The organism is Caulobacter radicis (genome assembly GCF_003094615.1).
In the GTDB taxonomy this organism is placed as follows: domain Bacteria; phylum Pseudomonadota; class Alphaproteobacteria; order Caulobacterales; family Caulobacteraceae; genus Caulobacter; species Caulobacter radicis.
This window is the reverse complement of sequence record NZ_QDKO01000023.1, coordinates 69,166-95,542: the sequence shown is the minus strand read 5'-3', so window position 1 is coordinate 95,542 and position 26,377 is coordinate 69,166. Positions and strand designations below refer to the sequence as shown.

The 26,377-nt window shown below is 71.2% G+C and carries 20 protein-coding genes; 14 read left to right on the top strand and 6 right to left on the bottom strand.

The features are described from left to right. Positions 1–2 precede the first annotated feature (2 nt). The 9 genes from DDF62_RS14710 to DDF62_RS14670 all read left to right on the top strand — a co-directional run bounded on the left by DDF62_RS14710 (position 3) and on the right by DDF62_RS14670 (position 15,843). Complete coding sequence (locus DDF62_RS14710) at positions 3–2,369, top strand: phage tail protein (RefSeq protein WP_116489789.1); 2,367 nt, start codon at positions 3–5, stop codon at positions 2,367–2,369. Next, complete coding sequence (locus tag DDF62_RS25610; RefSeq protein WP_165832253.1) at positions 2,366–3,577, top strand: Ig-like domain-containing domain; 1,212 nt, start codon at positions 2,366–2,368, stop codon at positions 3,575–3,577. Before DDF62_RS14710 ends, DDF62_RS25610 begins: the two co-directional genes overlap by 4 nt. Before the next feature lie 38 nt (positions 3,578–3,615). Continuing rightward, complete coding sequence (locus tag DDF62_RS14700; protein ID WP_133244929.1) at positions 3,616–6,474, top strand: hypothetical protein; 2,859 nt, start codon at positions 3,616–3,618, stop codon at positions 6,472–6,474. 10 nt (positions 6,475–6,484) lie between these two features. Continuing rightward, positions 6,485–8,032 carry a hypothetical protein gene (locus DDF62_RS14695; protein WP_116489787.1) on the top strand — a complete coding sequence of 516 codons (1,548 nt, stop codon included), beginning with the start codon at positions 6,485–6,487 and terminating at the stop codon, positions 8,030–8,032. After that, positions 8,029–9,960, top strand: a complete 1,932-nt coding sequence (locus DDF62_RS14690) for an ATP-binding protein (RefSeq protein WP_133244928.1) — start codon at positions 8,029–8,031, stop codon at positions 9,958–9,960. Before DDF62_RS14695 ends, DDF62_RS14690 begins: the two co-directional genes overlap by 4 nt. After that, positions 9,960–10,841, top strand: a complete 882-nt coding sequence (locus tag DDF62_RS14685) for a hypothetical protein (protein ID WP_116489785.1) — start codon at positions 9,960–9,962, stop codon at positions 10,839–10,841. The genes DDF62_RS14690 and DDF62_RS14685 overlap by 1 nt, the downstream gene beginning before the upstream one ends. Further along, positions 10,838–11,983: an eCIS core domain-containing protein gene (locus DDF62_RS14680; RefSeq protein ID WP_116489784.1), complete on the top strand. Its 1,146-nt coding sequence runs from the start codon at positions 10,838–10,840 to the stop codon at positions 11,981–11,983. The genes DDF62_RS14685 and DDF62_RS14680 overlap by 4 nt, the downstream gene beginning before the upstream one ends. A gap of 196 nt (positions 11,984–12,179) precedes the next feature. After that, entirely contained in the window at positions 12,180–15,215 is a 3,036-nt protein-coding gene (locus DDF62_RS14675) for a ligand-binding sensor domain-containing protein (RefSeq protein ID WP_425267053.1), read from the top strand. Next, on the top strand, positions 15,208–15,843 hold the full coding sequence (locus DDF62_RS14670) for a response regulator (RefSeq protein WP_116489782.1): 636 nt from the start codon (positions 15,208–15,210) through the stop codon (positions 15,841–15,843). The genes DDF62_RS14675 and DDF62_RS14670 overlap by 8 nt, the downstream gene beginning before the upstream one ends. Here DDF62_RS14670 and DDF62_RS14665 read toward each other — a convergent pair. The 4 genes from DDF62_RS14665 to DDF62_RS14650 all read right to left on the bottom strand — a co-directional run bounded on the left by DDF62_RS14665 (position 15,840) and on the right by DDF62_RS14650 (position 19,005). After that, positions 15,840–16,730: a hypothetical protein gene (locus DDF62_RS14665; protein ID WP_116489781.1), complete on the bottom strand. Its 891-nt coding sequence runs from the start codon at positions 16,728–16,730 to the stop codon at positions 15,840–15,842. The two genes, DDF62_RS14670 and DDF62_RS14665, sit on opposite strands and share 4 nt — an antisense overlap. A gap of 146 nt (positions 16,731–16,876) precedes the next feature. Further along, positions 16,877–17,665, bottom strand: coding sequence for an alpha/beta fold hydrolase (locus DDF62_RS14660; protein WP_116489780.1), 789 nt, complete (start codon positions 17,663–17,665; stop codon positions 16,877–16,879). Positions 17,666–17,761: 96 nt separating this feature from the next. Continuing rightward, complete coding sequence (locus DDF62_RS14655; protein ID WP_116489779.1) at positions 17,762–18,226, bottom strand: hypothetical protein; 465 nt, start codon at positions 18,224–18,226, stop codon at positions 17,762–17,764. 29 nt (positions 18,227–18,255) lie between these two features. Next, complete coding sequence (locus tag DDF62_RS14650; protein WP_116489778.1) at positions 18,256–19,005, bottom strand: SDR family NAD(P)-dependent oxidoreductase; 750 nt, start codon at positions 19,003–19,005, stop codon at positions 18,256–18,258. Between the two features lie 108 nt (positions 19,006–19,113). Here DDF62_RS14650 and DDF62_RS14645 point away from each other — a divergent pair, with 108 nt between their 5' ends. Next, positions 19,114–20,016: a LysR family transcriptional regulator gene (locus tag DDF62_RS14645; RefSeq protein WP_208866874.1), complete on the top strand. Its 903-nt coding sequence runs from the start codon at positions 19,114–19,116 to the stop codon at positions 20,014–20,016. A 180-nt stretch (positions 20,017–20,196) separates the two neighbouring features. Beyond that, complete coding sequence (locus tag DDF62_RS14640) at positions 20,197–20,724, top strand: helix-turn-helix domain-containing protein (protein ID WP_116489776.1); 528 nt, start codon at positions 20,197–20,199, stop codon at positions 20,722–20,724. Here DDF62_RS14640 and DDF62_RS14635 read toward each other — a convergent pair. After that, positions 20,721–22,703 (bottom strand): ATP-binding protein, encoded by a 1,983-nt coding sequence (locus DDF62_RS14635; RefSeq protein WP_116489775.1) that lies wholly within the window; start codon positions 22,701–22,703, stop codon positions 20,721–20,723. The genes DDF62_RS14640 and DDF62_RS14635 overlap by 4 nt on opposite strands. Positions 22,704–22,965: 262 nt before the next feature. Then, positions 22,966–23,979 carry an alpha/beta hydrolase gene (locus DDF62_RS14630; protein ID WP_116489774.1) on the bottom strand — a complete coding sequence of 338 codons (1,014 nt, stop codon included), beginning with the start codon at positions 23,977–23,979 and terminating at the stop codon, positions 22,966–22,968. A 439-nt stretch (positions 23,980–24,418) separates the two neighbouring features. On the opposite strand from DDF62_RS14630, the gene DDF62_RS14625 reads away from it, so the two are divergent. From DDF62_RS14625 to DDF62_RS14615, 3 genes are all read left to right on the top strand, one after another. Continuing rightward, on the top strand, positions 24,419–24,826 hold the full coding sequence (locus DDF62_RS14625; RefSeq protein ID WP_116489773.1) for a DUF427 domain-containing protein: 408 nt from the start codon (positions 24,419–24,421) through the stop codon (positions 24,824–24,826). Between the two features lie 122 nt (positions 24,827–24,948). Further along, positions 24,949–25,566 carry an RrF2 family transcriptional regulator gene (locus DDF62_RS14620; protein ID WP_244286824.1) on the top strand — a complete coding sequence of 206 codons (618 nt, stop codon included), beginning with the start codon at positions 24,949–24,951 and terminating at the stop codon, positions 25,564–25,566. After that, on the top strand, positions 25,559–26,314 hold the full coding sequence (locus DDF62_RS14615; RefSeq protein ID WP_244286823.1) for a response regulator transcription factor: 756 nt from the start codon (positions 25,559–25,561) through the stop codon (positions 26,312–26,314). Before DDF62_RS14620 ends, DDF62_RS14615 begins: the two co-directional genes overlap by 8 nt. The last annotated feature ends 63 nt before the right edge of the window (positions 26,315–26,377 follow it).

Sequence of the window (26,377 nt, the reverse complement as noted above, 5' to 3'; positions counted from 1 at the left end):
CCATGCGCCAGCCCGCCTTCGCGCACCTGACCGGACCGGCGATGTGGCGGCGCTGCGATTTCGATCGCACACGCATCGCCCCCGAGCCCGCCCGGGTCATGCTGGCGCCGAAGGCGACGCGGCCGGTCGAGGCGGCCGATCCCGCGCCCTGGCTGGCGTCGCGCGGCGGCGCCGCCGTCGCGCCCTGCCCGCCCGACCTCTGCGCCGAGGCGGCGGTGCTGCTGGCCGATCCGGCGCTGGGCCTGCTGGCACTGAAGGGCGGCGCGAGCGGAACCTGGCGCGCCCTGCCCCTCCCCCGCGCCCGCGTGCGCCGGCCCACGCCCGGACCGTTCGATTTCCAGCCGGCCACGCCGCCGGCCGATCCGGCCGCGCCCGTCGACATCGCCCGCGACGCCGCCGGGCGGGTCTGGCTGCTGGATCGCGCCCCGCCCCGGCTGCGCGTGCTGTCCCCCGACCTGACCCTGCTGGACACCCAGACCCCGCCGGGCGCCTCCGCGCCGGACCAGGTGGTCTGCAGCGACTGGTGCGCGGCCGTGACCGACGGTGATCGCCTGCTGGTCCAGCCGTTCGGCGGGGTATGGGGCGCCGCGCCACTGCCCGCCCCCGCCGTCGCGGTGGCGGCCGATCCCGAGTTCGACCTGCTGGTCGTCCTGCTGCCGGGCCCGAAGCTGGCGATCGTGACGCCCGACGGCCTGACCGTCCATGGGCTGCCGGCCCTGACCGCGCCGGTCTTCCTGCTGGTGATCGGTCCGAACACCATCATGGTCGGCGAGCCGAGGGGCGCGCCCGGATCGCCGACCGAAACACGCTTCGTCAGCTACGGCCTGTCGCCCGTCGACGGCCCAACCATGATCTCCAGCTTCGGCGTGCGAGGCGTGGACGGGCGGGCCCTGTGGCGGCAAGGCGACCAGGTCTTCGCCAGCACCGCCGACGGCGCCCGCGCTCTCTATGCCCGCGAGGCGCCGGTCGAGACCGAGGGCTTCGTCGAGACCTACGCCCTGGACAGCGAGATCTTCGCCTGTCCCTGGCATCGGGTGTTCGTCGACGCCTGCATTCCGCCGGGCGCGACCGTCACGCTGGAGACCAAGACCGCCGACAGCCTGCCGCCGTTCCCGGTGCGCCGGCCGCCCCGACCGCCGGCCGACGTCAGCGCGCCGGCCACGCCGGTCGACATCGACGCCCCCTGGCCGCCCCTGGGGTCGCTGACCGCGGACGAAGCCGGCTGGACGCCGCTGGGCGTGCTGGACGTTCGCAGCGCCCAGGCCGACATCCCCGATCCGCCGGAACGGATCACGCGCCCCTCGGAGGAGCCCTACGCGCAGGTCCGGTCCGACGCCGTCGCGCCCTGGCCCCAGGTCACCCTGGAGGGCCTGATCAAGGCGCCGCCCGGCCGCTATCTGTGGCTTCGCGTCCGGCTGACCGGCGCCGAGCGGCGCAGCCCCGCCGTGCTGGCCTTGCGGGCCAGTTTCCCGCGCCCATCCCTGCTGGAGGTGCTGCCCGCCTATTGGCGCGCCGATCCGGTGGCGGCCGACGCTTCCGACCGCGCCCTGGCCCTTTTCGAGGGCTGGATCACCGAGATCGACGGCCGGATCAGCATCCTGCGCCAGCTGGCCGATCCCCGGCTGGCCCCGCCCGAGGCCCTGGCCTGGCTGGCCAGCTACGCGGCGATCACCTTCGACCAGCGCCTGGACGAGGCCGTCCGCCGCCAGCTGCTGTCCGAGGCCTGCTGGCTATACGAGCGGCGCGGCACCGTCCCGGGCCTGACCCGGCTGATCTCCATCCTGTCCGGCGCGCCCGCGATCATCGTCGAGGGCTTCCGCATGCGCCGGCAGAGCGCCGCCTTCGTGGGCCAGCTTTCGCCGATCCTCGGCTCGGGCCTGCAACTGGGCGACGCCGACGCGGGCGGCGCCAGCGAGGACCCGGCCGACGCCGAACTGGAAGCCGACTACGCGGCCCTGATGCTGCGGCGGGCGATGATCCGCGCCGCGGGCGGACAGCCCTGTCCGCCGGACGATCCGCCCTATCCGCTGGAAACCGACCCGCTGGCCCGCTTCGTGCGGCGCTTCGCCCACCGCTTCACCGTGGTGTTGTCCCGCGCGCGGACCCCCGTGCTGGAAGCGGTGATCCAGGACGCGATCGAGGCCAACAAGCCCGCCCATACCCTTCATGCCCTGTGCTGGATGGACGCCGGCTTCCGGGTCGGCGGCAGCCTGGTGGGCCTGTCGCGGCTAGGCGAGACGCCCTGTTTCGAGCCGGCGCTGCTGGGAACCGCGGTGCTGGGCGCCGACAACACGCTGGGACGGGCCGAGCCGGAAACGCGCTTCCGGACCGGCGACCGACTTAACCAGGAGAGGACCGGGAAGCCATGACCGACACGGTCGACGCGGCGACCTTCGCGCCGCTGGAGGGAACCGACCCCGCGCTGCCTGGCGATCCCTTCGCCCGGCCACGCTACAGCTACGGCCAGTTGCTGGGCGCCGACGACTTCGTCAGCGAGCAGCGCTACCACCTGCTGCGCGCCCGTCTGCGCAACGCCCTGCTGCACGGCTCGGGGGTGGTCTGCGGCTTGGACGTGATCGCCAAGACCATCGCCGATCCGCCGGCGGTGGAACTGATCTGCACGCCAGGCCTGGCGATCGATCCCCTCGGGCGCGAGATCTTCGTGCCCGAGCCCATCTGCCTGGACGTCACGGGCCTGGCCAACAACGAGAGCTTCTGGTCGGACCTGTCGCCGCCGCCGGACGACCCGGACGGCGACGCGCGCCGCTGCTACGCCGTGCTCAGCTACCGCGCCTGCCTATCGGCCCAGACGCCGGCCATCGCCCAGCCCTGCTCTGACGCCGACAATTCCCTGGTCTACAGCCGAGTGCTGGACAGCTATCGCCTGTGCCTGGAGGCTGCGCCGCCGTCCGATCCGCACGCCCTGTCGCGCGACTGGCCGGCCCTGAAGGAGCCGGTCGGGCTGCGGGCGCGGCTGCAGGCCCTGCTGACCGACGCGCCGCCGCATCCCGAGCAGCTCTGGTCGTATCCGCAGGACGCCAAGGTGTTGCTGGCGATCGTCGACCTCAAGCCCGTCGGCTCGCCCGCCGAGACCACCGACATCGACGCCGTCGACACGTCCGTCCGCGCCCTGCTGCCCGACGTCCAGACCGTGGCCAGCCTGGCCACCGGCCTGCGGCTGATCGGCCCGGCCGCGGCTTCGGCCTTCGCCCTGGAGACGGTGGCGGTCGCGGCGGGAACCGGCGGCGACGCCGGCAAGACGATCGTCACGGCCACCCTGACGGGCGACGTCCAGGCCGGAACCGTGACCGCCGATTCCGTTCATCTGTTCAAGCTGAACGGCGGCGCCTGGACCGCCCCGGCGACGGCCGTCCCGACCGTGGCCGGACCGGTGATCACCTTCAAGGTGAACGAGGACTGGTCCGGCGGCGCCACCTATCAGCTGGTGCTGTCCGGCGGCGGGGCGCGCCCCATCCTGGACACGCACAACCGGCCGCTGGCCGGCCTGACCGACGAGCCCGCGCCCCCTCCCGGACGCGGCCGCGACGCGGTCGTCATCGGCGTCTTCACGCCATGAAGAGCCATCCCCACCAGGGCCCGCAGGGAGCCGACGCCATGCTTGGAAGCCAGAACCTCGCGAGCGAACAGGCCCTGTTGCGCGCCATCGCCAAGCGCCTGTCCAATTCGGACGCCGAACTCTCCACCACCGAGGAGGCCAGTTTCGCCGCCTTCGTTGGGAAGTGGGGCTATGGCGGAACCGACTATACGGGCTTCCCCGCCGCGCCGGGCGGCGACGTCAACGGCTGGAACAGCCTGTTGCGGACCAACTGGTTCAACGGCCGCTTCATGACCGCCGAGGCGCTGCGCCGGCAGGACGCCTATTTCGACTACCGCGCCCGGCTGGACGCACATGCCCTGATGCCCGGCGTGGCCTGGGGGCTGGGCCTGACGGCCGAAGGGATCAACGCCACCGACTACCATGCCGAAGGACCCCGGCAGGGCGGGGTGAGCACCGAAACGCCGATCACCCTGCACGCCGGCCTGGCCTTCGACATGATCGGCCGGCCCCTGCTGGTCCCAACCAAGTTCACCTTCAAGCTCGACCAGTTGATCGCCCTGCAGAAGGCCAAGCCGCGCCGGGTGGTGGGCGCGGGGGCGCAGTTCGCGCCGTGCGTCTGCCTGGCGCCCGATGCGGGCGGCCCGACCGGCGGGTCGCAGGCCCTGCGGCCTGGTCCCTACCTGCTGATCATCGAGGCGGCCGAACAGCCCAGCGGCGACGCCAAGGTCTATGGCACGGTGTGCGGCGACGGCCCGCCCTCGACCTGCCAGAGCGACGCCTGGCAAGGGGGCTTCGGCCTCAGCCTGGTGCGGTTCCCCGTCGACGTGCCCGAGGACGACACGGTTCGGTCGCCCTGGGACCTGCGCGGCGTCCTGTCGTCCTACTTCTTCGATGTCTTCGAACACTCGCTGATCCATCGGTGGGACCCGCCCTTCGCCACCGACGACGGCTTCTGCCAGGGGACCGGCCCCGGCCGACGCGACACCGCCGCCGTCGCCCTGGCCATGGTCTATCTGGGCGAGGACGGCACGGCGCTGTGGATCGACCCCTGGATCCCCCGGCGCGGCATCGTCTCCACGCCCGCCGAGACCGCCCATCGCAACACCTTCGGCGCGCCCCCGCGCGCCGCGGCCTGGGCGCGCATCCACCAGTTCCAGTGCATGCTGGCCGACAGCCTGGCCGTCCTGCCGCAGAACCGCGACGGCCATGTGCTGGACTACGACCTGCTGAGGCGCGGGTTCAGGCACATCCCGCCGATCGGCTTCCTGCCCATCGATCCCGACTACGCCGCGCGCCAGGTGGCGAGCCAGGACCCCAACACAGGCAATTCGGCGCTGGACAAGGTGCTGGCGGCCGGCGGGACCAAGGCTGGAATGGTGTCGGGCTACATCGCCTCGGCCCTGACCCAGGCCAAGACCTATTTCCGTGGGACCAACGTGACGACCTACGGCGTCGTGGCCTTGCACGACGACGACATCCTGGAGGACCTGTCCAACGTCTTCGACAAGGATCCCGTCCAGTTGGACCGCCCGCCGACGCTGCACCCGATCATCCGCCAGCTGGTCGAGATGCTCAACGGCGACGTCGGCGGCAAGAAGAGCGGCAACGGCCTGATCGACCTGATCACCGCCTTCTTCACCATCGGGCTGGACGACCTGGTCAATCGCCGCATCGAGATCGTCAAGCTGATGGTCCCCTTGCAGGGCCTGGTGCGCAAGCATCCCATCCTGGGGATCGTCGCCGAGGACGCCCAGGACCAGGCGGCCGACTGGGGCGCGGCCGCCTCGCCCCTGCTTGCGGCGATGGAGCTGGCCGGCATCCGTCAAGGTCGGACCGGGCGCGAGATGCTGCCTCGTCACTTCGTGGTCTACGTCAAGCAGCGCCTGGTGCTGCTGGACGTCCTGTTCATGCTGCTGGAGATGTTCCAGTTCATGATCGACATGGCGCTGCAGGCCTATGCGCCTCCCGAGAAGGAGCTCGACCCGACGACTGGCGTCGGCGGCGCCCCGGCCGCGGTCGCGGCGCCGGCCCAATACATGACCACCTACAGCATGCGCATGGCCTACAAGGCCCAGCCGCAGGAAAAACAGGTGATGGCCGACGCCATACTGGAACATCCGGACATCCAGGCGATCATGTCCCGCGCCCTGCCGCTGAGCGTGCCCGACCTGGCGGTGGCCGGACGCGCCGAGACCTTCCAGGCCCAGGTCGACGCCCAGGACAAGGCCCTGACCTCCACCATCCGCGACCCCGCCCAGCGCCGGCAAGCCGCCGTGGATCGCGTCGCCGATTCCTACGCGGCGGTCTATCCGGGCTTCCAGGTGGTGCAGATGTTCGCCGCCACGCGCTCGGCCGACCAGACCGAGGCGTTGGTCCAGCAGATCGGTCAGGGCGCCAAGACGGCCGAGGCCCTGGCCGTGGCCCCGGCCCAGACGACCGAGGACGCCGTCCTGGCCGAAGGCACGCCGGTCTTCGCCAACGCCGACGCCGCCCAGCTCTACGCCAAGCTCCGCGACGCCACCGGCGAGAAGACGGTCCAGCAGCTGGCGCCAAGCGTGAAGAGCGAGCTGACTGTCGGCGAGGTCCTTTCCCGCTCGCCCGAGGAGGCCACGGCCCTGCTGGGCGGAGCCCAGAACTACGCCCGCTTCCGCACCGCCTACGCCGCCCAGGCCAAGCGGTCGGTCGAGGTCAGCCAAGGCCTGGCCGTCGCCGCGCCCGCCGGCGTCTCGGACAAGCTGAAGACGGCCCTGACCGGCGCCAAGGGCGACCTGACCAAGGCCGTGAAGGCGGTGCGGACCGAGGTCGGCGACAATGCGGCGGCAAAGGCCTATCTCGACCACGCGTCCACCGTGGCGACGATGCTGGGCGCGTCGAAGGCCGCGTCGGCGACGCGCTTCTTCGTCAAACGCGGCTGACGGCCGGGCGATGGCCGCGCTCACCATCCGCAAGCTGTCCAGCCGGGTCGTCAATCCGGACGCCGAGACGGCCCTGGCCGTCGCCCCGCTGGTGGACAAGGCCGCGCGCAGGTTGTCGAACGCGCTCGACGTCGCCCTGTCCCGCGCCCTGACCGCCGCGGGCGTCGACGAGACCGTGGTGATCGGCTTGCCGAAGGTGAAGCTGCGCCTGCGCATCGGCGCCGACATCGACGTCGACGACCTGGCGCGTGGCTGGGCCGAAGCGATCGTCGAGGCGGTGATGCGCGCCCTGCGTGATGCTGAGGCGACGACCCCGAGCCTGGAATTGGGAACGGCGGGGGCAGGCGGCGCGTCCGGGTCGGACGAGATCGCCGTCTTCACCGATCCCTGGACCGCGCAGATCGCTTGGCTGCGCGCCGCGGCGACCGGCGAGCCGGAGCCCTGGTGGCATGACGCCCTGGGTCCGACCAACGCCGCCGCCATCCTGTCGGAATGGATCGATCGCGCCCCCGCGCGCGCGGCCGCCCTCCTGCTGGACCTGCTGGTCGCAGCGCCGGACCTGCCGCGCCTGCTGAGCCCCAGCCAGGAAGGACGGCTGGCCGCCCAACTCCTGGCGCGCCTGCGCGGCGCCGTCCGCGACACCCTGAAGGCAGGATCGCCCACCGCCGCGCCCCAGGCTCCCCTCGCCCAGGAAAGCCCCGACCCGCCGGACCTGCCGGGTCCAGTGGCGGCGGCGATCCACGGCATCGCGATCGACCAGAGGAACCTCTATCGGCTGGCGGCCTGGATGACGTATGGCGCGGCCTGGACGCCGATCCTCGCCCGCGGCGACGCTGACCGGATCCTGTCCGCCGCCGAGCCGCCCCCTCCCGCGACGTCCGGGCTTGCGCCCCCGCTCCGGACGTCATCGGAGACGAGCGCCGAGCCCCGCCTCGCGGCTTTACCCACCTTGGAACCGTCCGCGACCGCCGAGCGCGCCCCGCCCCAAACGGCGGCCGGCGTTCCGGTGACAGCCGGCGGCCTGCTGCTGCTGTTGCGTCCCCTGGGCGTGTCGGGCCTGCTGGACGATCTGCATGGCGACGCCCTGCGCCAGGCCCTGCTGTCGCTGGGTCTGGCCGCCCTGCACCGGATCACCGCGCCGCTGTCGCCCGCCGCACGGCGCGTGACGCTCGAACGCGATCGGCCCGTTCTGACGATCTTCGCCGGCGCCCAGCCCCCGGACGGTCCGCTCGACGAACTGAGCCCCGACCCGCAGGCCCACGCCCGCCTGGATCGGCTCATGGCCCGCGCCCCCGAAGGCGTCGCCTGGGCCCCGGGGGCGACAAGACGCCTCTACGGCGATGTCGACCCGTTCGGCGACACGCCCGAAGGCGCTCTGGCGCGCCTAGCGCTCCGGCCTGGACGGCTGTCCTGGACATCCTGGAGCGCCGACATCGCCTGGCCGCTGGCCACCGCCGACATCGCGCTGCGTCGCGCGGGTTGGGACATCGACCCCGGCTGGCTGCCCTGGATCGGCCGGACTGTCCGGTTCCACTATGATGGAGTGGAGTCGCCGTGACCGGGCCTGGAGCGCACGAGGATCCCGTCCTGCGGCTCGCCGTGATCGCGGCGGCCCGCATCCTGCTGCGTCGCTCCGATCCGGCGCTCGAGGCTTTCGCGCGATCCCTGACGTCGGGTCCCGCCGGCCCGGTCGACGCCGCCAACCTGGCCGCGACGGCAGCCGCGGCCGGCGACGCGCTGTTCGCGGACCTGAGCCAGTCGTCTCATCCGCTGGGCCGGATCGCGCGCGGCTGCGGGCTGTCGGCCTTCGACCTGGACCTTCTGGGCCTGGCGCTGCTGCCCTGCCTGGACGACCGGGGGCGACAGACGATCGTCGACATCGCCGGTCAGCCCAGGCTTCCGGGCGGCCTGGCGCTGCGACTGCTGCTGGGCGATGACCCCATCCCCGCGCCGGCCCGGGCGGCGCTGTGGCGCGGTCCGCTCTGGCGGCACGGCCTGCTGACCCTGGCCGATCCATTGCAGCCCGTGACCGAACGCCTGCTCGATCCCGGTTCGACCCTCCTGGCCCTGCTGGACGGGACCACCCCCGCCCAACTGCCCGGCGGCTGGACGGCGCGTCCCGTCGCCCCCTCCCCGCTTCCGGACAGCCTCACGGCCACCGTGGACGCGACCGCGCTGGCGCTGAGCGCCCCCGATGGCCCCCTGCTGCACCTGGCCGGCGATCCGGAGCGCGGCAAGGGCGTGCTGGCGGCCGCCGCCCAGCGCCGCAAGCAGGCCCTGACCGTGTTCGACGCCCCCGTCGTCGCCGGCGAACCGCCCTGGCGCGACCTGGCCCTGGTGGCCTTGGCGACCGACGGGGCCGGCGCCCTGGCGATGTCTTCCACGAGCGAGCTGGCGGGCCCGGTCGACCTGCCGCCGGCGCCCATCGTGCTGCTGGCCTCGCCACGCCTGCACGTGCGCACCTCGGCCGCCGATCCGCCGCCGACCCGCGTCGTCCTGCCCCCGCCCGATCCGCTGGAGCAGGCGCAGGCCTGGCGGGCGGCCCTGCCGGACCTGACGGCCGAAGAGGCCGACATCCTGGCCAACCAGACCTGGATGACCCGCGCCGACATCGCGGCCCTGGCGGCGCGGGCCGGCGGCATGGCGGGCGTCGCCGAAGCCCGCCTGGCCCACGCGCCCCCGCGTCCCGTCCGGATGGCCACGGTGACGGCCAGCGCCACAAGCTGGTCGCGGCTGGTGGTGGACGAGACCACCGGCGCGCGCCTGGAGGAGCTGATCCAGCGCTATCGACTGCGCGTCCCCGTGCGGTTCCGCTGGGGCATGTCCTATGCGCCGCGCGGCCTGATCGCGCTGCTCTCGGGCGATTCCGGTGTCGGCAAGACCTTGGCCGCCGAGGCCATGGCCACGCGGCTGGGCCTGCCGATGGTCCGGGTCGACCTGTCGCTGGTGGTCTCCAAATACATCGGCGAGACCGAGAAGAACCTGGCCGAGCTGTTCGCCTCGGCCGAGGGCTTCGCGGCCATGCTGTTCTTCGACGAGGCCGACGCCCTGTTCGGCAAGCGCACGGCGGTCGAGGACGCCCACGACCGCTACGCCAACATCGAGGTCAACTACCTGCTGCAACGGCTGGAGGCCTTCGAGGGCCTGGCCGTCCTGGCGACCAACGCGGCCCAGGGGGTCGATTCAGCCTTCCTGCGGCGCTTCGACCTGATGCTGTCCATGCCCCGTCCCGGCCCAGGCCAGCGGCGGCGGCTATGGGCGGCCCACCTGCCGACCGGTCGCGTGGACGAAGGCGTCGATCTCGACCTCGTCGCCGAGCGATTCGACCTGACCGGGGGGGAGATCCGCAACGCCGCCCTGGCCGCCGCCTACGCCGCGGCCGACGGCTCCGGCCAGATCACGGCCGAGCTGCTGTCCGCCGCCATCCGCAATGAGTTCGCCAAGAAAGGGCGGCCCGCGCCGTCCTGGTCCACAGGAGCACATTGATGACCGACATCAACACCGTTCTGGCCCAGATCTCGAACGAGCAGGCCGCCTTGCAGACCTCGCTGGCCGCCGCGGTGGCGCAGGGCGGGCAGGCCTCGGCGGTCGCGGCCGCGACACGATCTGCCGCGGCGGCCGTCCAGTCCCTCGCCGCGCGCATCACCGCCGAACAGGCCCTGATCGCCGCCGACGGCGCCACGGTGACCAGCGCCCTGACCGCGCGGAACGGCGCCCTTGCCGCTGTCGTGGCCGCGCGTACGGACGGCGACCACCCTCCCCTGGCCGACGCGCAGGCCGCCACGCTGAAGACCGCCGTGGCGACCGCCAACAGCGTCACCGAAGCCAATCTCGACAGCAAGGGCGTGGCCGCGGTCACGACCCTGGACGCCGCCATCGCGGCGCTGGGCAACAACGAACGGACCCAGCTGAACAACGCCCAGGCCGCCCTGGTCACCAAGCAGAAGGCCCTGGCCGACGCCCGCGCGGCGGCCCTGACCCTGCTGGCCAAGATCCAGGGCAGCGCGGCCGACACCACCTTGAAGCTGGGCGCCGCCGTCGAACACTACGGCCAGGCCGGAAAGCTCGCCAACGCCACGGGCGCGGCCAGCCACCACGCCGCCGTCGTCGCCTATGCCGGCTATGTCGCCGAACGCACGGCCCTGGCCGCCGACCTGGCCGCCGATCCGGACGGCACGGTGTTGCAGGGCAAATGGACCTCGGCCGCCAACACCTGGCTCTCGGCCCTGGCCGATGTGGGCGTGGCCGAGGAGAAGGTGATCGAGAAGCAGCTGGCGCTGAACGTGGCCCTGGCCAAGGGCGCGGCCAAGCTGCAGACGCGCGACAGTGACGCCGCCGCCGCCGTCGGCGCGGCCGTCGGTCCATGAGCCCCCGCCCGCGCGGCCGGTTCGCGCCCCGTCTCCCCGCCACCCGGGACCGTGGGCAGGAGGAGGCCGCCGATCAGGTGGCGCGGGGCGCGTCAGTCCAGGGCAAGGTCACCCCGGATCGCGCGCCCGCCGAACTGGGCCTTGGCCTGGGCCAGCCCCTGCCGCGATCCGAACGAGCCTATTTCGAGCGCCGGCTGGGCGCGGACCTGTCGAGCGTGCGCGTCCACCCGGACTCGCCGGTGGCCGCCGACTACGGCGCTCATGGCTTGGCCGCCGGCCGCGACATCGCCCTGGCGCCCGGCCGCTGGCGTCCCGGCGACCAGGAATTCCGCCGGCTTCTGGGCCATGAGCTGGCGCACACGATCCAGCAGTCGCGCAGCGGCCCGGCGATCCAGCTGGAGGCGCCCTCCCCGCCGCTGAAGGAAGCCAAGGCCGAGGAGGAGAAGACGGCCGTCGGCGACGGGTTGAAGAAGGTGGCCGAGGAATTCGGCAAGAACGAAGCCGCCACGGGCTACGCCCTGGGCATGGCCAAGTCGCTGGCCCTGCCGATCTGGAACCGGGCCAGCGGCGCCGAACGCGTGGCGGCCATCAGCGTCGGCGCGGTCGCCCTGGGCACGCCGCTGATCTACACCCTGTCCAAGCCCGAGGGGCGCGAAAGCCTGTCGGGCGTGGACTTCGGCAAGGTCCTGGGCCTGATCCCGCACTCGCCGGTCACCGGCCTGCAGTACGACCTGCCCAAGTCGCCCACCGACCCGTTCCAGCTGCGCCTGGGCTTCCGCGCCGATGACCTCCTGGGCATCTTCAGCCGCAACGCCGAAGGCGAGCCCAGCATGACCCTGGGCCTGAACTTCACCCTGTCGGTCTCGCCGGACGGGCAGGTCTCCATGCCCTTCGCCATGGCCAATTTCGGGATCGCGCCTGGGATCTCCATCGCCGGCGGCTATGGCCTGACCACCGACATGCCCCGCCTGGAGGGCCCGGCTGGCGGTCCGATGGCGCCCTACGCGGCCTTCCCCCAGCCCGCCCAGCCCGCGCCGCTCGGCGGGGCCGGGTTCTTCGTCACGGTCGACCTGCTGAAACTGTCGTTCCTGCCCGAAGCCATCGGCCTGGCCCTCGGCGCGCCGCCTCGGCGGCAGAAATAGCGCGCTAGCGCTTGGAGCCCGGACGCCAGGCGATCGCGGTGCGCCCGTCCGCCAGGGGAACGAGGCGGCGCGCCGCAACTTGCGCCAACCAAGTGCCTCTTCGCTCCCCCCAACCGGGTCTTGCCACCCGCGTCCTTTAGGGCGGCAAATGCGGTCAGCTCCAGACTCGGAGTCTGGGAAGCGGCGGAACTCACCTGTGCGATTGATCAAGGCCGTCCTTTTCGCGGCGATACTGCTGCAGACGACGACCCTGGTCGCGGCCGAACCGGCGCGCCGCATCACCCACTACACCCACCAGAGATGGACCGAGGAAGGCGAGGCGCCCGCGCCGATCGTGGCCATGGCGCAGGGCCGCGACGGCTATCTGTGGCTGGCTACGGGCGCGGGCCTCTTTCGTTTCGACGGCATCGTCTTCGAGCGGATCGGCGCCGAGAACGGCGACGAGCAGCACGACCAGCCCAGCGCGCTGCTGGCGACCCGTGACGGGGCCATCTGGACCAGCTTCACCCGATCCCGCCGCTTCGCCGTCTATCGCGACGGCGCGCTCAAGGTCCTGCCGGCGCCCGTCGCCCCCGACCGCGTGGTCTCCATGGCCGAGGGAAAGGACGGGACAATCTGGGCGCTGACCGCCGTGTTCGACGCCGAGCTGCTGCGGCTGCGCGACGGGCGCTGGCGGTCGTTCGCCGCCGCCGACGGCCTGCCGCGCGACGACGCCCTCAGCTTACTGGTGGCGGCCGACGGCGGCGTCTGGGTTTCACTCAGCAACTCCGTCGCCCGCCTGGCGCCCGGCGCCGAACGGTTCGAGATCGTGCGCCGAACGCCGCGCGCCAACGGCATGCTGTCCCAGGACCCGCAGGGCCGGGTCTGGCTCTCGGAACGACGCGGCAGCTATCCCATCACCGGCCCGGGCGGACGTGGACCCCCGCCGGTACAGTCCCCCTACCCCACCGACGACTCCCAGATCCGCGGCGCGCCCTACTTCGACCGAGCGGGCAATCTGTGGATCGCCACCCGCTATCGCGGCCTGCAGAGGGCGGCCGCCGCTCCCCACGACGGAACGCTTCTCATCGAGTCGCTCCGTGGACGGGATGGACTGTCCTCCGACCTGACCAGCCAGGTCTTCGAGGACAGGGAAGGCAACATCTGGGTCGGCTCGGAAAAGGGCCTCGACAAGCTGCGACCGGCGACGCTGAGGTCGGAACCCGCGCTCACCAATCCGGCGGCCTTCGGCGACAAGCTGCTGGCGACCTCGGACGGCGCCGTCTTCATCGGCCAGGCCGACGCGATCTACCGAACCGCCCCGGGCGGCGCCCCAAAGCGCGTTCTGGCCGGGATCCGCGAGCCTCAGAGCCTGTGCGAGGCGCCGGACGGCGCCGTCTGGATCGCCTTCGCCGACCGCATCGTCGTCTGGAAGTCCGGGCAAGCGACGAGAACCCTGGTTCGTCCCGACACCGACAGCATTATCTATGACTGCGCCTTCGACGCCGAAGGCGACTTCTGGATTTCGGCCGCCGCCGGAGGACTGCTGCGCTACCGCCAGGGACAATGGCGGACAATGTTCCCCCCCACGCAGGGCGACGGCTTTCGCCCGACGACCATGGTCAGGGACAGCCAGGGGCGTCTCGTCGTGCAGTGGGACCTGCGCAGGCTGGCGTGGCTGGAGCAGCCGCATCCGCGGTTCCAGCCGCTCGAGCTCGGACGCGACGCCACGGCCGTGACGCTGTACCCGACCTCGCGAGGCGACATCCTGGCCGCGGGCGCTTTCGGGCTGGCTCGCTTCCGCGGAGATCGGACGGAGACGGTCAATCCCGATCGCGGCGCCCTGCGCGGCCGGATCAGCGGCCTCGTGCAGACGCCCGATGGCGACACCTGGCTGGCCTATCCCCGGGCCCTGGTCCGGCTCTCGGGCTCGGACCTGGAACAGGCCTTCGCCAGCCATGTCCTTGCCCCGGCGAGCCTGTCGCTGGGCTTTGGCGACGGCCTGACCAGCCGGCCGCACTCGCACAGCCAGCGCTCGCTCGTCCAAGGCGGCGACGGACGGCTGTGGGTGGCGACGGAGACCGGCGTCCTGTGGATGGACCCCAGGCGCATCGCGCGGGACGGGCTGCCTCCCGGCGTGACGATCAAGTCGGTGACGGCCGGCGGACGGCTCCATCGCGACCCGACCGCGCTGAGCCTGAAGGAAGGCACGTCGAGCATCGAGATAGACTATGCGGTGCTCAGCTTCGCAGATCCGAGGCAGGCCAGCGTCCGCTACAAGCTCGAAGGCTTCGACCGGGAGTGGGTCGACCCCGGCGCGCGACGCCAAGCGTTCTACACCAACCTCAAGCCCGGCAAGTACCGCTTCCATGTCATCGCCGCCAGCAGCGAGGGCGTCTGGAACCGCACGGGCGCCGCGATCACCTTCGAGATCCCGCCCACCTTCCTTCAATCGCGCTGGTTCCTCGCCGCCTGCCTGATCCTCGGCGCGGCGCTGCTGTGGCTGCTCTATCGCCTGCGCATGGCCCAGGTGGCGCAGCGCATCCATGTCGGCCACGAGGCCCGGCTGGGCGAGCGCGAACGGATCGCGCGCGAACTGCACGACACGCTGCTCCAGAGCGTGCAGGGCCTGGTGCTGCGCTTCCAGTCGATCGCCAACAAGATGCCGCCGGGCGACCACGCACGGGACCTGATGGAATCCGCGCTGAAGCGCGCCGACGACGTGATCATCGACGGCCGCAACCGGGTTCGCGACCTGCGCTCGGCCGAGAACACCGGCGACCTCGCGGCGATCCTGGAAGAGCGGGCGAACGCCGCATGCTTCGACCCGTCAGTTCTCGTGAAGGTGTCGACGGAGGGCGTCCCTCGCGCGGCGCACCCGCTGGTCGCCGGCGAGATCGGCCGGATCGCCGGCGAGGCGCTGTTCAACACCGCCCGTCACGCCCGCGCCAAATCGGTCGAGATCATGATCGGCTTCACCCGCCATCAACTGAGCGTCCGGATCCATGACGACGGCGTGGGCTTTCCCCCGGACGTCATCGCCAGGGGCCACAAGCCCGGTCACTTCGGCCTGATGGGCATGCGCGAGCGAACCCAGCGGATCGGCGGCGTGTTGTCGATCGACAACCGGCCGTCAGGCGGCGCCGAGATCAGCCTGCGACTGCCGGCTCGCCTGGCCTACGTGGCCGAGGCCCCGTCATGGACGTGGCTGTCCGATATCCTTCGTCGTTTCAGGAGAAGCCAGGTTGGCTGAGTCGAGTTCGCGTCCCATCCGCATCCTCGTGGTCGATGACCACCCCATCCTGCGCGAAGGCGTCGCCGCGATCCTGGAAGACAGGACCGACATGGTGCTCGTCGGCGAGGCCCGGGACGGGGTGGAGGCCATCGTCCAGTTCCGCGACCTGCAGCCGGACGTGACCCTGATGGACCTGCAGATGCCGGGCATGGGCGGCGTCGAGGCGATAAAGGCCATCCGTGACGAGCACCCGGACGCCCGCATCGTGGTGCTGACCACCTATGACGGCGACGTGCAGGCGGTTCGCGCCCTGCGGGCCGGCGCCCTGGGCTACCTGCTCAAGAGCAGCTTGCGAACCGAGATGCTCGACGCCATCCACGCCGTGAAGCAGGGCCGGCGCTACCTGCATCGCAACATCGCCGACGAGATCGCCATCCACGTGCTCGACGACGGCCTCAGCGAGCGCGAGGTCGCCGTCCTGCAACTGGTCGCCATCGGCAAGGCCAACAAGCAGATCGCGCGGGAACTGGGGATCTCGGAGGAGACGGTGAAGGGCTACCTCAAGACCATCTTCACCAAGCTCAACGTGTCCGACCGCACCCATGCGGTGACCGTCGCCGCCCGCAGGGGCATCATCGAACTCTAGGCCGACAGCCCTCGCCTTCCGAGCCAGGCCGCCAGGTTCAGCATATAGCGATGGGTGTCGGCCAGGGCCCGGGGTTCGTGGGCCATGCCCTCGCCGGGCGTCTCCGACACGAACGACGGGCAGCCCGCCGCCAGGTCCCAGTTGTAGTCGGCGAAGTGATGGAAAGTGCTCTGGGCGAGCGCGGCCCCCGCCGCGGGACCGCGCTCGAAGGCGACGGCGAGATTGAAGGCCCGGCCGGTCGTACGGCTTGCGCCGGCGGCGATCACCCGGGCGTCGCCGTCCTGCGGCGCGATGACGGCGCCTTCGTGCGGATGGGCCGGCAGGTAGCGCAGCACGCCCGTCGGTGAGGTCGGATCGCGCAGGATGGGATGCACCGGCGCGATCGCCACGATCTCCTGATAGTCGCCGTTCGCGCCCGAGCGATAGTTGGGCCAGGAGATGGCCTGGGTCTCCTCGTCGTCGCGAACATGACGCGCGGCGTCGGGCTCGAGGTTCCTGCTGTGAAAGCAGTGCGCCGCGCCGACGCCCCCCAGGGTGCAGACGGACGAGCCGAGATCCATGTGGTCGCGGGCGATCATCAGTCCGCCGCCGCTTTCGCGAAACCGCGAGACGGCGACGCAGTCCACCTCGGTCAGACCGTCGCCGACATCCACGGCGAACAGCCACAGCTGGTCGAAATCGCTGTCCTGCATGCGCGAGAGCACGGGATCGGGCCCTCCCGTCGCCTCGCGGTCGCGCGCCTCGACGGCGTATAGCGCCCGCCCCTCGCCATCGACCGCGCCGGACAGCAGGTCGCGCAGGGCGCTGAACCTCGCGATCGACCAGTCGTCCTCGGTGGTCGGGATCGTCGTCTGCAAGAGGATCCGGATCGGACCTGGGCTGCTCATGGATACCTCCGGCGTCATACGGCGCCCCGTGGCCGGCCATTCTGCCGCAAGCGCGCCCTTGGGGATTGATCCGGGCGCGCTCATCCGGCCGGCGCCATCGTACAAGACCCCGTCCGCCGCCGACCCGGCGACGGACGGGGCCTGGCTCATCGCGCCGAAGCGGCTTCCTCGATCAGGGCGGCGACCTTGTCGGGATGCGAGACCATCAGGGCGTGCGATCCGCCCTCGACGGCCACGGTCTTCCGGGCCTTGGCGCGTTCGGCCATGAAGCGCTCGGTCTGGGCCGGGATGTTGCGGTCGGCCGTGCCGTAGACGACGTAGGACGGCAACTGCTTCCAGGTGGCGACCGTGGCCGGTTCGGCCAGGGCGGCCTTGGTCACCGGCCGCTGGGTCGCGGCCATCAGCGCCGCGGTCGCCGGCGGCACGTCGGCGGCGAACTGGGCGTGGAACTTGGCCGGCTGGATGTAGAAGTCCTCGCCGCCGTCCGGCAGGCGCACCGACGTCAGGGTCTCGCCCAGGGTGCCGCCCGGAAACTTGGCCGACAGGGTCAACGCCGACTCCCCGACCTCCGGCAGGAAGGCCGCGACATAGACCAGCGCCGAGACGTGCGCCTTGCCGGCGGCCGCCTCGGTGATGACCTCGCCGCCATAGGAATGGCCGACCAGAACGACGGGCCCCGGGATGGAGTCGACCAGCGCCGACAGCGACGCCGCGTCCGAACTCAGGCCCCGCAGAGGGTTGGCCGCCGCGATCACGGTGTAGCCGTCGCGCGACAGCTTGCCGACGACGCCGTTCCAGCCCGAGGCGTCGGCGAAGGCTCCATGGACCAGGACGATGGTGGGTTTGCCCCCGGCGGCGTCGGCCGCATGGGCGGAGGCCGCGCCGGACAGCGCCATGGCGGCGGCGAGCGACAGGGCTCGGATGGACTTGCGCATCGATATCTCCGTGACGGGCGGAAGGGCCCTCGCGCAAAAGGATGAGCCGGCGGCCGGGAGCAGGCCTATCTCGCGGATGGGCCTGCTCCCCTCGTGCTAAGGTCTAGGGTCGCCGGCCCCCGCGGCCTGCGGCGCCCGCGCAAGCGCTCGGGGCGGCAGGAAATCCCCGGCATGAGCCAGGTCGGGCCAGGGCAGCACGGTCTCGCCGGCCACCATCCAGTTTCCCGCCTCCTTGCGCAGCCGCAGTTCGTAGAGCGCCGGGCGCGTGGCCGGGCTCATGCGGCGATAGAGCAGCACCGTGGCGTGGTCGCCCTGCTGCTCGACGTGCAGGAAGCGGTGCTCGGTCGACAGCGAAGCTTCGCCGTCGTCGCGCCGCCCCCGGAACTCGGCGAGCATGTCGGCGCGGCTGCTGCGCACCACGCGTCCCTCGTCGTCGAGGAACAGCAGCGACTGGTCGGCGGTGTAGAGCGCCTCCATGCCCTCCATGTCGTAGGCGCTGCCCAGGCGGATCACCCGCAACACGAAGTCGATGATGGCGGGGTCGTAGATTTCCTTGGTCATGGTGTTCTTTCCTGATGGGGTGGGATCGCTCACAGCAGGGTCATGCCGCCGTCGACCTTCAGGTCGATGCCGGTGATGAAGCTGCTGGCGTCGGAAGCCAGGAACAGCGCCGCCTTGGCCGTCTCGTCGGGACGGGCCATGCGGCCGAGCGGAATGCGGGCGGCCATGCCGGCCTCGAAGGCCGGTCGCTGCTCGGACGGCACGCCCAGCTTTTCGAGAATGGCGGTGTCGGTCGGGCCCGGGCTGAGCAGGTTCACGCGGATACGGCGCTCGCGCAGCTCGATGGCCCAGACCCGCGCGAAGGCGCCCAGGGCCGCCTTCGAGCCGGCATAGGCGGCATGCCCGTCCAGCGCCTTGCCGGCGGCGATGGAGCCGGTGAGGATGATCGCCCCGCCGTCGCGCAGCAGCGGCTCGACCTTCTGAACGCCGAAGAAGACGCCGCGGGTATTGACCGCGAACTGGGCGTCGTACTCGTCTTCCGAGACCAGCGGCGACGGCGTGATCGTGTTGATCCCTGCATTGGCCATGTAGACGTCGAGGCCGCCGAAGCGCTCGCGCACCACGTCGGCCACCGCCTCGTGGTGACCAGGATCGGCGACGTCGCCGACGACCCCGAAGGCCCGCGGGCCGATATCGGCGACGGCCGCCTTCACCGCGTCGGGCCGTCGGCCGGTGACGATCACGTTCGCGCCCTGCTCGACGAACAGCTTGGCCGAAGCCAGGCCGATGCCGCTGGCGCCGCCGGTGATCACGGCGACCTTGTTCTTGAGGGAGTCCATTTCGCTTTGCTCCGATCGCATCTGCTTGCGTTCGGACACCTAGATAGACGTGAGCGAAATTCTTATAAGAACGCAGAACAGAACATCTTTTGTGCCATCATGGACAAAATGAACAATCCTCTCGAAAACGCCGCCGGACTGTCGGCCTTCATCGACGCGGTGGAGACCGGCTCGTTCAGCGCCGCCGCCCGCAAGGCCGGAGCGACGCCCTCGTCGGTGTCCAAGAGCGTCGCGCGACTGGAGGCCCGGCTGGGCGTGCAGCTGTTCGCGCGCTCGACCCGCACCCTGACCCTCACCCCCGAGGGCGCGGCCTATTTCGAGCGGGTCATGCCGCTGCTGCGGGCCCTGGGCGAGGCGCAGGACGTCGTGCAGACCGCCGCCGCGGCGACCGGGCGCCTGCGGGTGTCGATGCCCACCGACCTTGGCCGCCTTTTACTGGACCCGTTGACCCGGGTGTTCATGCCAAGGCACCCGGGCGTGAAGCTCGAACTCGACATGAGCGACCGCCATGTCGACCTGATCCGCGAGGGCTATGACCTGGCCCTGCGCGCCGGCCAGGTCGAGGAGAGCGATCTCGTCGTCCGCTCGCTGGGCGCCGCGCCGCTGGCCCTGGTGGCCTCGCCTGAGCATCTCGACCGCCACGGCCGCCCCGAAACCCTGGCCGAACTGGCGGCCGCCCGTCACGTCGGATACCGCCTGGGCGGACGCCCCTTCCCCATCCGCTTCGCCGACGGCGCGACGCTGTCTCCGGAGGGCGTTCTGGACTGCGATTCCGGCTTCGCCTTGCGGGCGGCGGCGTTGAACGGCGTCGGCGTCGCCCAGCTGCTGCGCTGGACCGTCGACGAAGATATCCGCGCGGGCCGGCTGGAGGTCGTCATGCCCAACGCTCCCCTGCCGGTGGTGCCCTTGCGGATGCTGCACGCCTTCGGCCGCTTCCAGCCCCTGCGCGCGCGACTGTTCTCCGACTTCGTCGCCGAACAGCTGGCGGCCATGGCGCGCAACCCTTCCTGAGCCGCGGGCACGCCGCTCGCCGCCCGATCCTACCCGCCGGTATAGGTCGGCCCTGCCCAACGCCCGGATCGATCGTCGCCCTCGCCGTCCGTACCCTTCCGTCCGACGCTGCCGCCCCATGCGCCCCACCAACGGGATCCACGGGTTCGGCGAGACGGATGCAGAGACGGAAATTGCGCCATGGAGCCAGCGATCAACCTCACCACCAGCAGCGGTTCGTATCGCTTGGTCGCCGGCCTGCTGGTCGCCGCGCTCGACGAACTGGCCCCGGACCAGTCCGAGATCCGCGCCAAGCTCGCGCGGGCCATCCAGCTGGTGGGCGGCGCGCCCACGCCGCTGGTCCATAGCGGCGGCTTCGCGCCCTGGCAGAGCAAGCGCATCGAGACCCACATCAGCCAGAACCTCGAGACGCAGCTGCGCCTCGACGACCTGGCCGCGATGGTACGGGTCAGCCGCAGCCACTTCTCCCGGGCCTTCAAGAAGAGCTTCAAGCAGTGCTTCTCGCGGTATGTCATGAGCCTGCGCCTGGAGCGGGCGCGCATGCTGCTGGTCAATACCGAGGCGCCGATCAGCCAGGTCGCCCTGGCCTGCGGCCTGACCGACCAGCCCCACCTGACCCGCCTGTTCCACCGCGAGTACGGCGCCCCGCCCAACGCCTGGCGGCGAGCGCACAGCCAGCTGCGGCAAGTGACGGAGAAGACCGCCTAGACGCTCCGCCCGAACGGCAGGGTGATCCGGAAGATCGCCCCGCCGTCCTCATGATTGGCCGCCGAGATCTCGCCGCCGTGCTCGGCGATGATCGACTGGCAGATGGCCAGCCCCATGCCGATGCCGGTTTCCTTGGTGGTGAAGAAGCCGTCGAAGATGCTGGCCAGGTGCTGCTCGGCGATCCCCGGCCCGCTGTCGTGAACCCAGATCACCACCCCGCGTCCCGCCCGGACCGCGCCCAGGCGGATCTCGCGCAGGTTGACGCCGGCGTTCTCGATGGCCTGGATGCTGTTGACCAGGAGGTTGACCAGCACCTGTTGCAGCTGGACCCGGTCGCCATCCACCGCCGGCAGCCCCGGCTCGACCGTCAGGATCAGCGCGATCGCCTTGGTCTCCACGTCGTGGCGGACGATCGTCAGCGCCTCGTCGATGATCTTGGACAGATCCAGCAAGCCCGGTTGGGGCTCGCGCTTCATCGCCATGCCGCGGATGCGCTGGATGATCTCGCTGGCCCGGCTGGCGCTGACGGCGATGCGTTCGGTCAGCGTGCGCACCTTGCCCAGATTGGGACGTGGCTGGCCCAGCCAGCGCAGGCTGGTCTCGGCGTTGGTCAGGATGGCCGACAGCGGCTGGTTGACCTCATGGGCGATCGAGGTCGCCAGCTCTCCCAGGGTCGAGACCCGCGCGGCGTGGGCGAAATTCGATTGCAGCCGCCGCAGCTCGGCCTCGGTACGCAGGCGCTCGGTGATGTCCTCGATGGTGATGAAGGTGGTGTCCATGTATTCGGGCGGCGTCGGATAGGTGACGTTGAACACCACGTCGAGTATGCGGCCGTCGAAGGTGGCCATCTTGGCCTGCTCGACATAGTTCCGCGCCCCTTCGAAGTGGGCCTTCATCACCCGCTTGGCCATTTCCGGCGTGGCCGAGAACAGGTAGCGGACCGATTGCAGGAGCTCGGCAGGGTTTCGGGCCCCGAACAGCGACACGGCGGCCTGGTTGACGTCGGTGACCACGACGATGTCCTTGGCCAGCTCGACCAGCGCCGGGTTGGCGTCGAGATAGGCCATGATGTCGTCGATCCCTTCGGCGCGCAGGCGATGCAGCTCGTCGCCCGAGCGCCGGGCGTCGACATGCCAGAGCGGCGTCGGCGAGAAGTGGATCAGCTTGCGGTAACGGTCCTCGCTGGCCTGCAGCTCCCAGGCGGTGCGATCATCGCAGACCGCCGCGTTGACCATCAGGAACAGCACGTCCGGACGCGCGGGCTCGGCCGAACGCCAGGCGGTGGCCGTGGCGCCGGCCAGCAGGCCGTGCGGACCAAGCGCGCGGGCCAGGGGCGACACCGAGGGCTGCCGCAGGGCCGCGCCCAGCAGCTCGGCCAGGCTCTCGCGGCTCTCGGCCGGCCAGAAGTCGACCAGGGCCCGCCCCGCCATGTGCTCTCGGCCGATCGTCGCGCCGAACAGGCGAACGGCCCGGGTGTTGGCGTCGATGATCCTGCACGCCTCGAGCAGGGCGGCGCCGGTCTGCGCCGCCGCGGCCGCGGAAATGTCCAGCTCCCAGCAGGCGGCCGAGGCTCGCCGGTGGCCCGCGCGGGCCTCGAGCGGCGTCTCCTCGGCCTGCACGGCCAAGGGCTGGCTGTATTCGACGACGTCGCGCGGGGAGCCGTCCGGATTGCGACGCACCGTCCGGCGGCCGCTGGCGACCACGGCCGGTCCGATCGCGCCGCGCCGCCGGACCGCCCCCTCCCAGGCGCCTTCCAGCAGCAGCAGCGCCCATTCCTCGTCGTGCAGCAGCGGATCGGCCGCCAGGTCAGAGAGGCCCAGCCCCACCATCGCCATGGCCGGCCAGCCGTACAGGGCCTCGGCCGCGGGGTTCCAGTACCGCACCACGCCCGACGGGTCGCAGACCACCACCGCCTCGGACGCGAGGTCGACGAGATCGCCCCGCTCGCTACGCGCCAGGCTGCGGAAGACCGTGCTCATCGCCGCCCTCCCTCGAAAATGCGCTCGCCCAGGCGCGTGACCAACAGCAAGGCCCGGCGGGATCGGACGATGGAGCGTGCGTGGGACCTCTTCATGAAGCAAAGGGTAGCCCTCCGGCCACCCGCCGCCCTCACACGGACGGGGGCGCCGCGCGCCCCCAATCCGCGTCGTTCCTTGCCGGCGGTCGCCCGCGGAAGACGACTCGACCCGGTTCGGGATCCTCGCGGCAGACGATCTCCAGACCGTCCGCCGCCTTCCGCGACTACTTGTGCAGCGCCTTGTAGAGCGCCGTGTTGGCCTGCAGCACCGCCGCCCGGGTCGCCGGGGTCTCGGCGACGGCGTTCAGCATCATGAAGTCATGGATCGTGCCGTTGTAGCGCGTGGAGGTCACCCGCACGCCGGCTTGCAGCAGCTTGCGGGCATAGGCCTCGCCTTCGTCGCGCAGCACGTCGTTCTCGTCGACGATCACCACCGCCTCGGGCAGACCCTTCAGCTCTTCGACGCTGGCCTGCAACGGCGCGACGGTCGGCTGCTTGCGGCTGGCCGCGTCAGGGGCATAGGCGTCCCAGAACCACTGCATGGCCTTGCGGGTCAGCCACGGCCCCTCGGCGAAGGTGGTGTAGGACCCCGTCTCGAAATTGGCGTCGGTGACCGGATAGAGCAGCACCTGCAGGTCGAACTTCGGGCCGTTGCGGGCCTTGGCCATCAGCGTGAGCGCGGCCGACATGTTGCCGCCGACGCTGTCGCCGACGATGGCCAGGCGCGACGGATCGACCTCGAACTGGTCGGCGTGCTCGATGAAGTATTGGAGGGCGGCGTAGGCCTGCTCGACGGCCACCGGATAGCGCGCCTCGGGCGAGCGGTCGTAGTCGACGAACAGCACCGCGGCCTTGGCGCCGACGGCGATCTCGCGGGTCAGGCGATCATGGGTGTCGATACCGCCCAGAACCCAGCCGCCGCCGTGGATGTGCAGCACCACCGGCAGCTTGCCCTTCACGCCCTCGGGGCGAACGATGCGAACGCGGACCGATCCGGTCGGGCCCACCGGGAACACCTTGTCCTCGATGCGGGCCGGAAGCTTGGCGACCGGGATCGCCTGGGCGCCCGACAGCGCGCCCCGCGCCTCGGTCGGGGTCATGGTGTAGATCGGCTTGCCCCCGGCCAGGGAGTCCACGAAGGCCTGGGCGGCGGGATCGAGGATCGGCTGGGCGGCGGCGGCGCCCGACAGCGCGGTCGCGACGAGGGCCGCGGCGGCGACAGTGGTGGTCTTGGACATGGCTTTGCCTCTGGATGGTCCGCGAAGGCGTTTCGCGTTCCAGATCGACTAGTCCCGCCTTGATCGCCGGGCTTGGCGCTCGGCGCTCGGCTTTGCAGGCTGGAGGCCCGTTCGCCAACGCCCCGTGGAACCGCCACATGGGGCGGCGGGCCTCGCCTGGAAGCGGCCTCGCCTATCCCTTGGCATGGTTCGGACTAGGCCTTGTCCGAACATGCCTAGTCGGTCGCCGGCCGCGAGGCCCGAACGGTGCGTCCAGCGGATAGCTACAACCGCCGGCCGATCCCCGCCCCAATGGCGGCGAGCCGTGTCAATCGGACGTGACAGGGATGGTGAACGCAGGATTTTTTCCGATTTCATCCTGCGACCAACGAAGCGGTAGGCGAGCACCCTACCTGTCCGGCTCGACCCTTCTCGCCAGAAGCAAGGAAAGGCCACCGCCATGACCACCGGGGAAACAGACCAGATCTACACGCTGACGCGCGAGGCGCGGCGCGTGCGCGCCCTGTTCGAAGGCCACGACATCGCCGACAGCGACGACGTCGTCACGGTGCATGAAGCCGGGCGGCCGCCGGTCTACTACTTCCCGCGCCGCGACGTGTTCATGATCTTCCTGCGCCAGACCGACAAGGTCACCCACAACCCGCACAAGGGCGAGGCGCGCTACTTCACGATCTATCGCGACCAGCACATCGTCGACAACGTGGCCTGGAGCTACGAGGCGCCCAAGGCGGCCTTCGACTCGCTGTCGGGCCGCATCGCGTTCCTCGCCGCGCACGTCGAATTCCAGGTCGACGGCCGCTCGGCCGCCGAGACCGAGGCGGCGCTCGAAGCCGGATATGACGACTAGGGGGCCCTGGCCGCCCGGGCGGGGGGAGCGCCCCTCCCCCCTGAAGAGGGCGTGCATCGGTTAGCCGTTGCACGCCTTGGGAGAGCGGCGTGATAACGCGGACCAACCAAGGTCGCGTTACGATGAACAGCACCCACCCGCACGCCGAACAGCCCGCCGGAAAGATGCCCTCCCCGCCCCAGGGCGGCGGAGCGCTCTATGGCGCGGCGGTCGAGTACGGCATGCATTGCCTGACCTGGCTGGTCGCCCGCGACGCCCCGGTCAGCAGCCGCGACCTCGCCGAACTCCAGGGCGTGTCGCCCGCCATGATCGCCAAGATCATGCCCAGGCTCGAGAAGGCCGGGATCGTCGCCTCCAGCGGCGGCATCAACGGCGGTTATCGCCTGGCGCGGCCGCCCGAGACCATCTCGATGCTCGACGTCGCCGACGCCATCGACGGCCGCAAGTCGCTGATCACCTGCCGCGAAGTGCGCCGAAACTGCGCGCTGTTCGAGGACGAGGCCCCGCGCTGGGCCACGCGCCGCGTCTGCGGCATCCACGCCATCATGCTCCGGGCCGAGAAGGCCATGCGCGCCGAGCTGGCCCGCACCAGCCTGCTCGACGTCGTCGACAACATCCCCGCGCCGCCCGAGTTCGCGCCAGAGATCGACGTCTGGCTCGGCGCAAGGGCGCGCGACAGAGAACAATCACGGATCTCGGCCATCAGGGCCGGAACGCGCAGGAGGTCTTCCGATGACTGAGCTCGTCTCATACGCGCCGGACCGCGACGCGCGCATCGCCAACGCATGGTCGCCGGCGTCGCGCATGACGGTGGCGGGCGAACCGCGCAGCCTTTCGGCCGCCGAAGCCCGCGGCGGCGACCTCGTGCCGCTGGTGATCGTGGTCGACGACGACGACGCCGTGCGGCTGTCGATCTGCGAACTCCTGGAGTCGGTGGGCATAGAGTCGATCTGCTTCGGCTCGACCCGCGAACTGCTCGACGCCGACGTGCTGCACCGTCCCGGCTGCATGATCCTGGACGTGCGCATGCCGGGCCTCAGCGGGCTCGACTTCCAGAGCCACCTGGCCGCCAACGGCATCCTCACCTCGATCATCTTCCTCACCGGGCATGGCGACATCCCGATGACCGTGCAGGCCATGAAGGCCGGCGCCGTCGACTTCCTGGCCAAGCCGGCCCGCGACCAGACCCTGCTGGACGCGGTCAACAAGGCCATAGCCGCCGACCTGGCCAAGCGCGGCGACGCCCATACGACCCGCCAGAACGCCGGCCTGTTCGTCACCCTCACCCCGCGCGAGCGGCAGGTCATGAGGGCCGTGGTCCAGGGCGCGCTCAACAAGCAGATCGCCTACGACCTCGGCATCACCGAGGTGACCGTGAAGCTTCATCGCAGCAGCGTGATGAAGAAGATGCGCGCCCCCTTCGTCACCCACCTCGTCCGCGCCTGGCAGTCCCTGCCCGAGCATCTGCGGGACGAACTTCCCGGATAAGCCTTTTGGATAGGTAGGACCGGCCCCGGATCGGGACGATGGATAAGAGCCGCTATCGCCGTT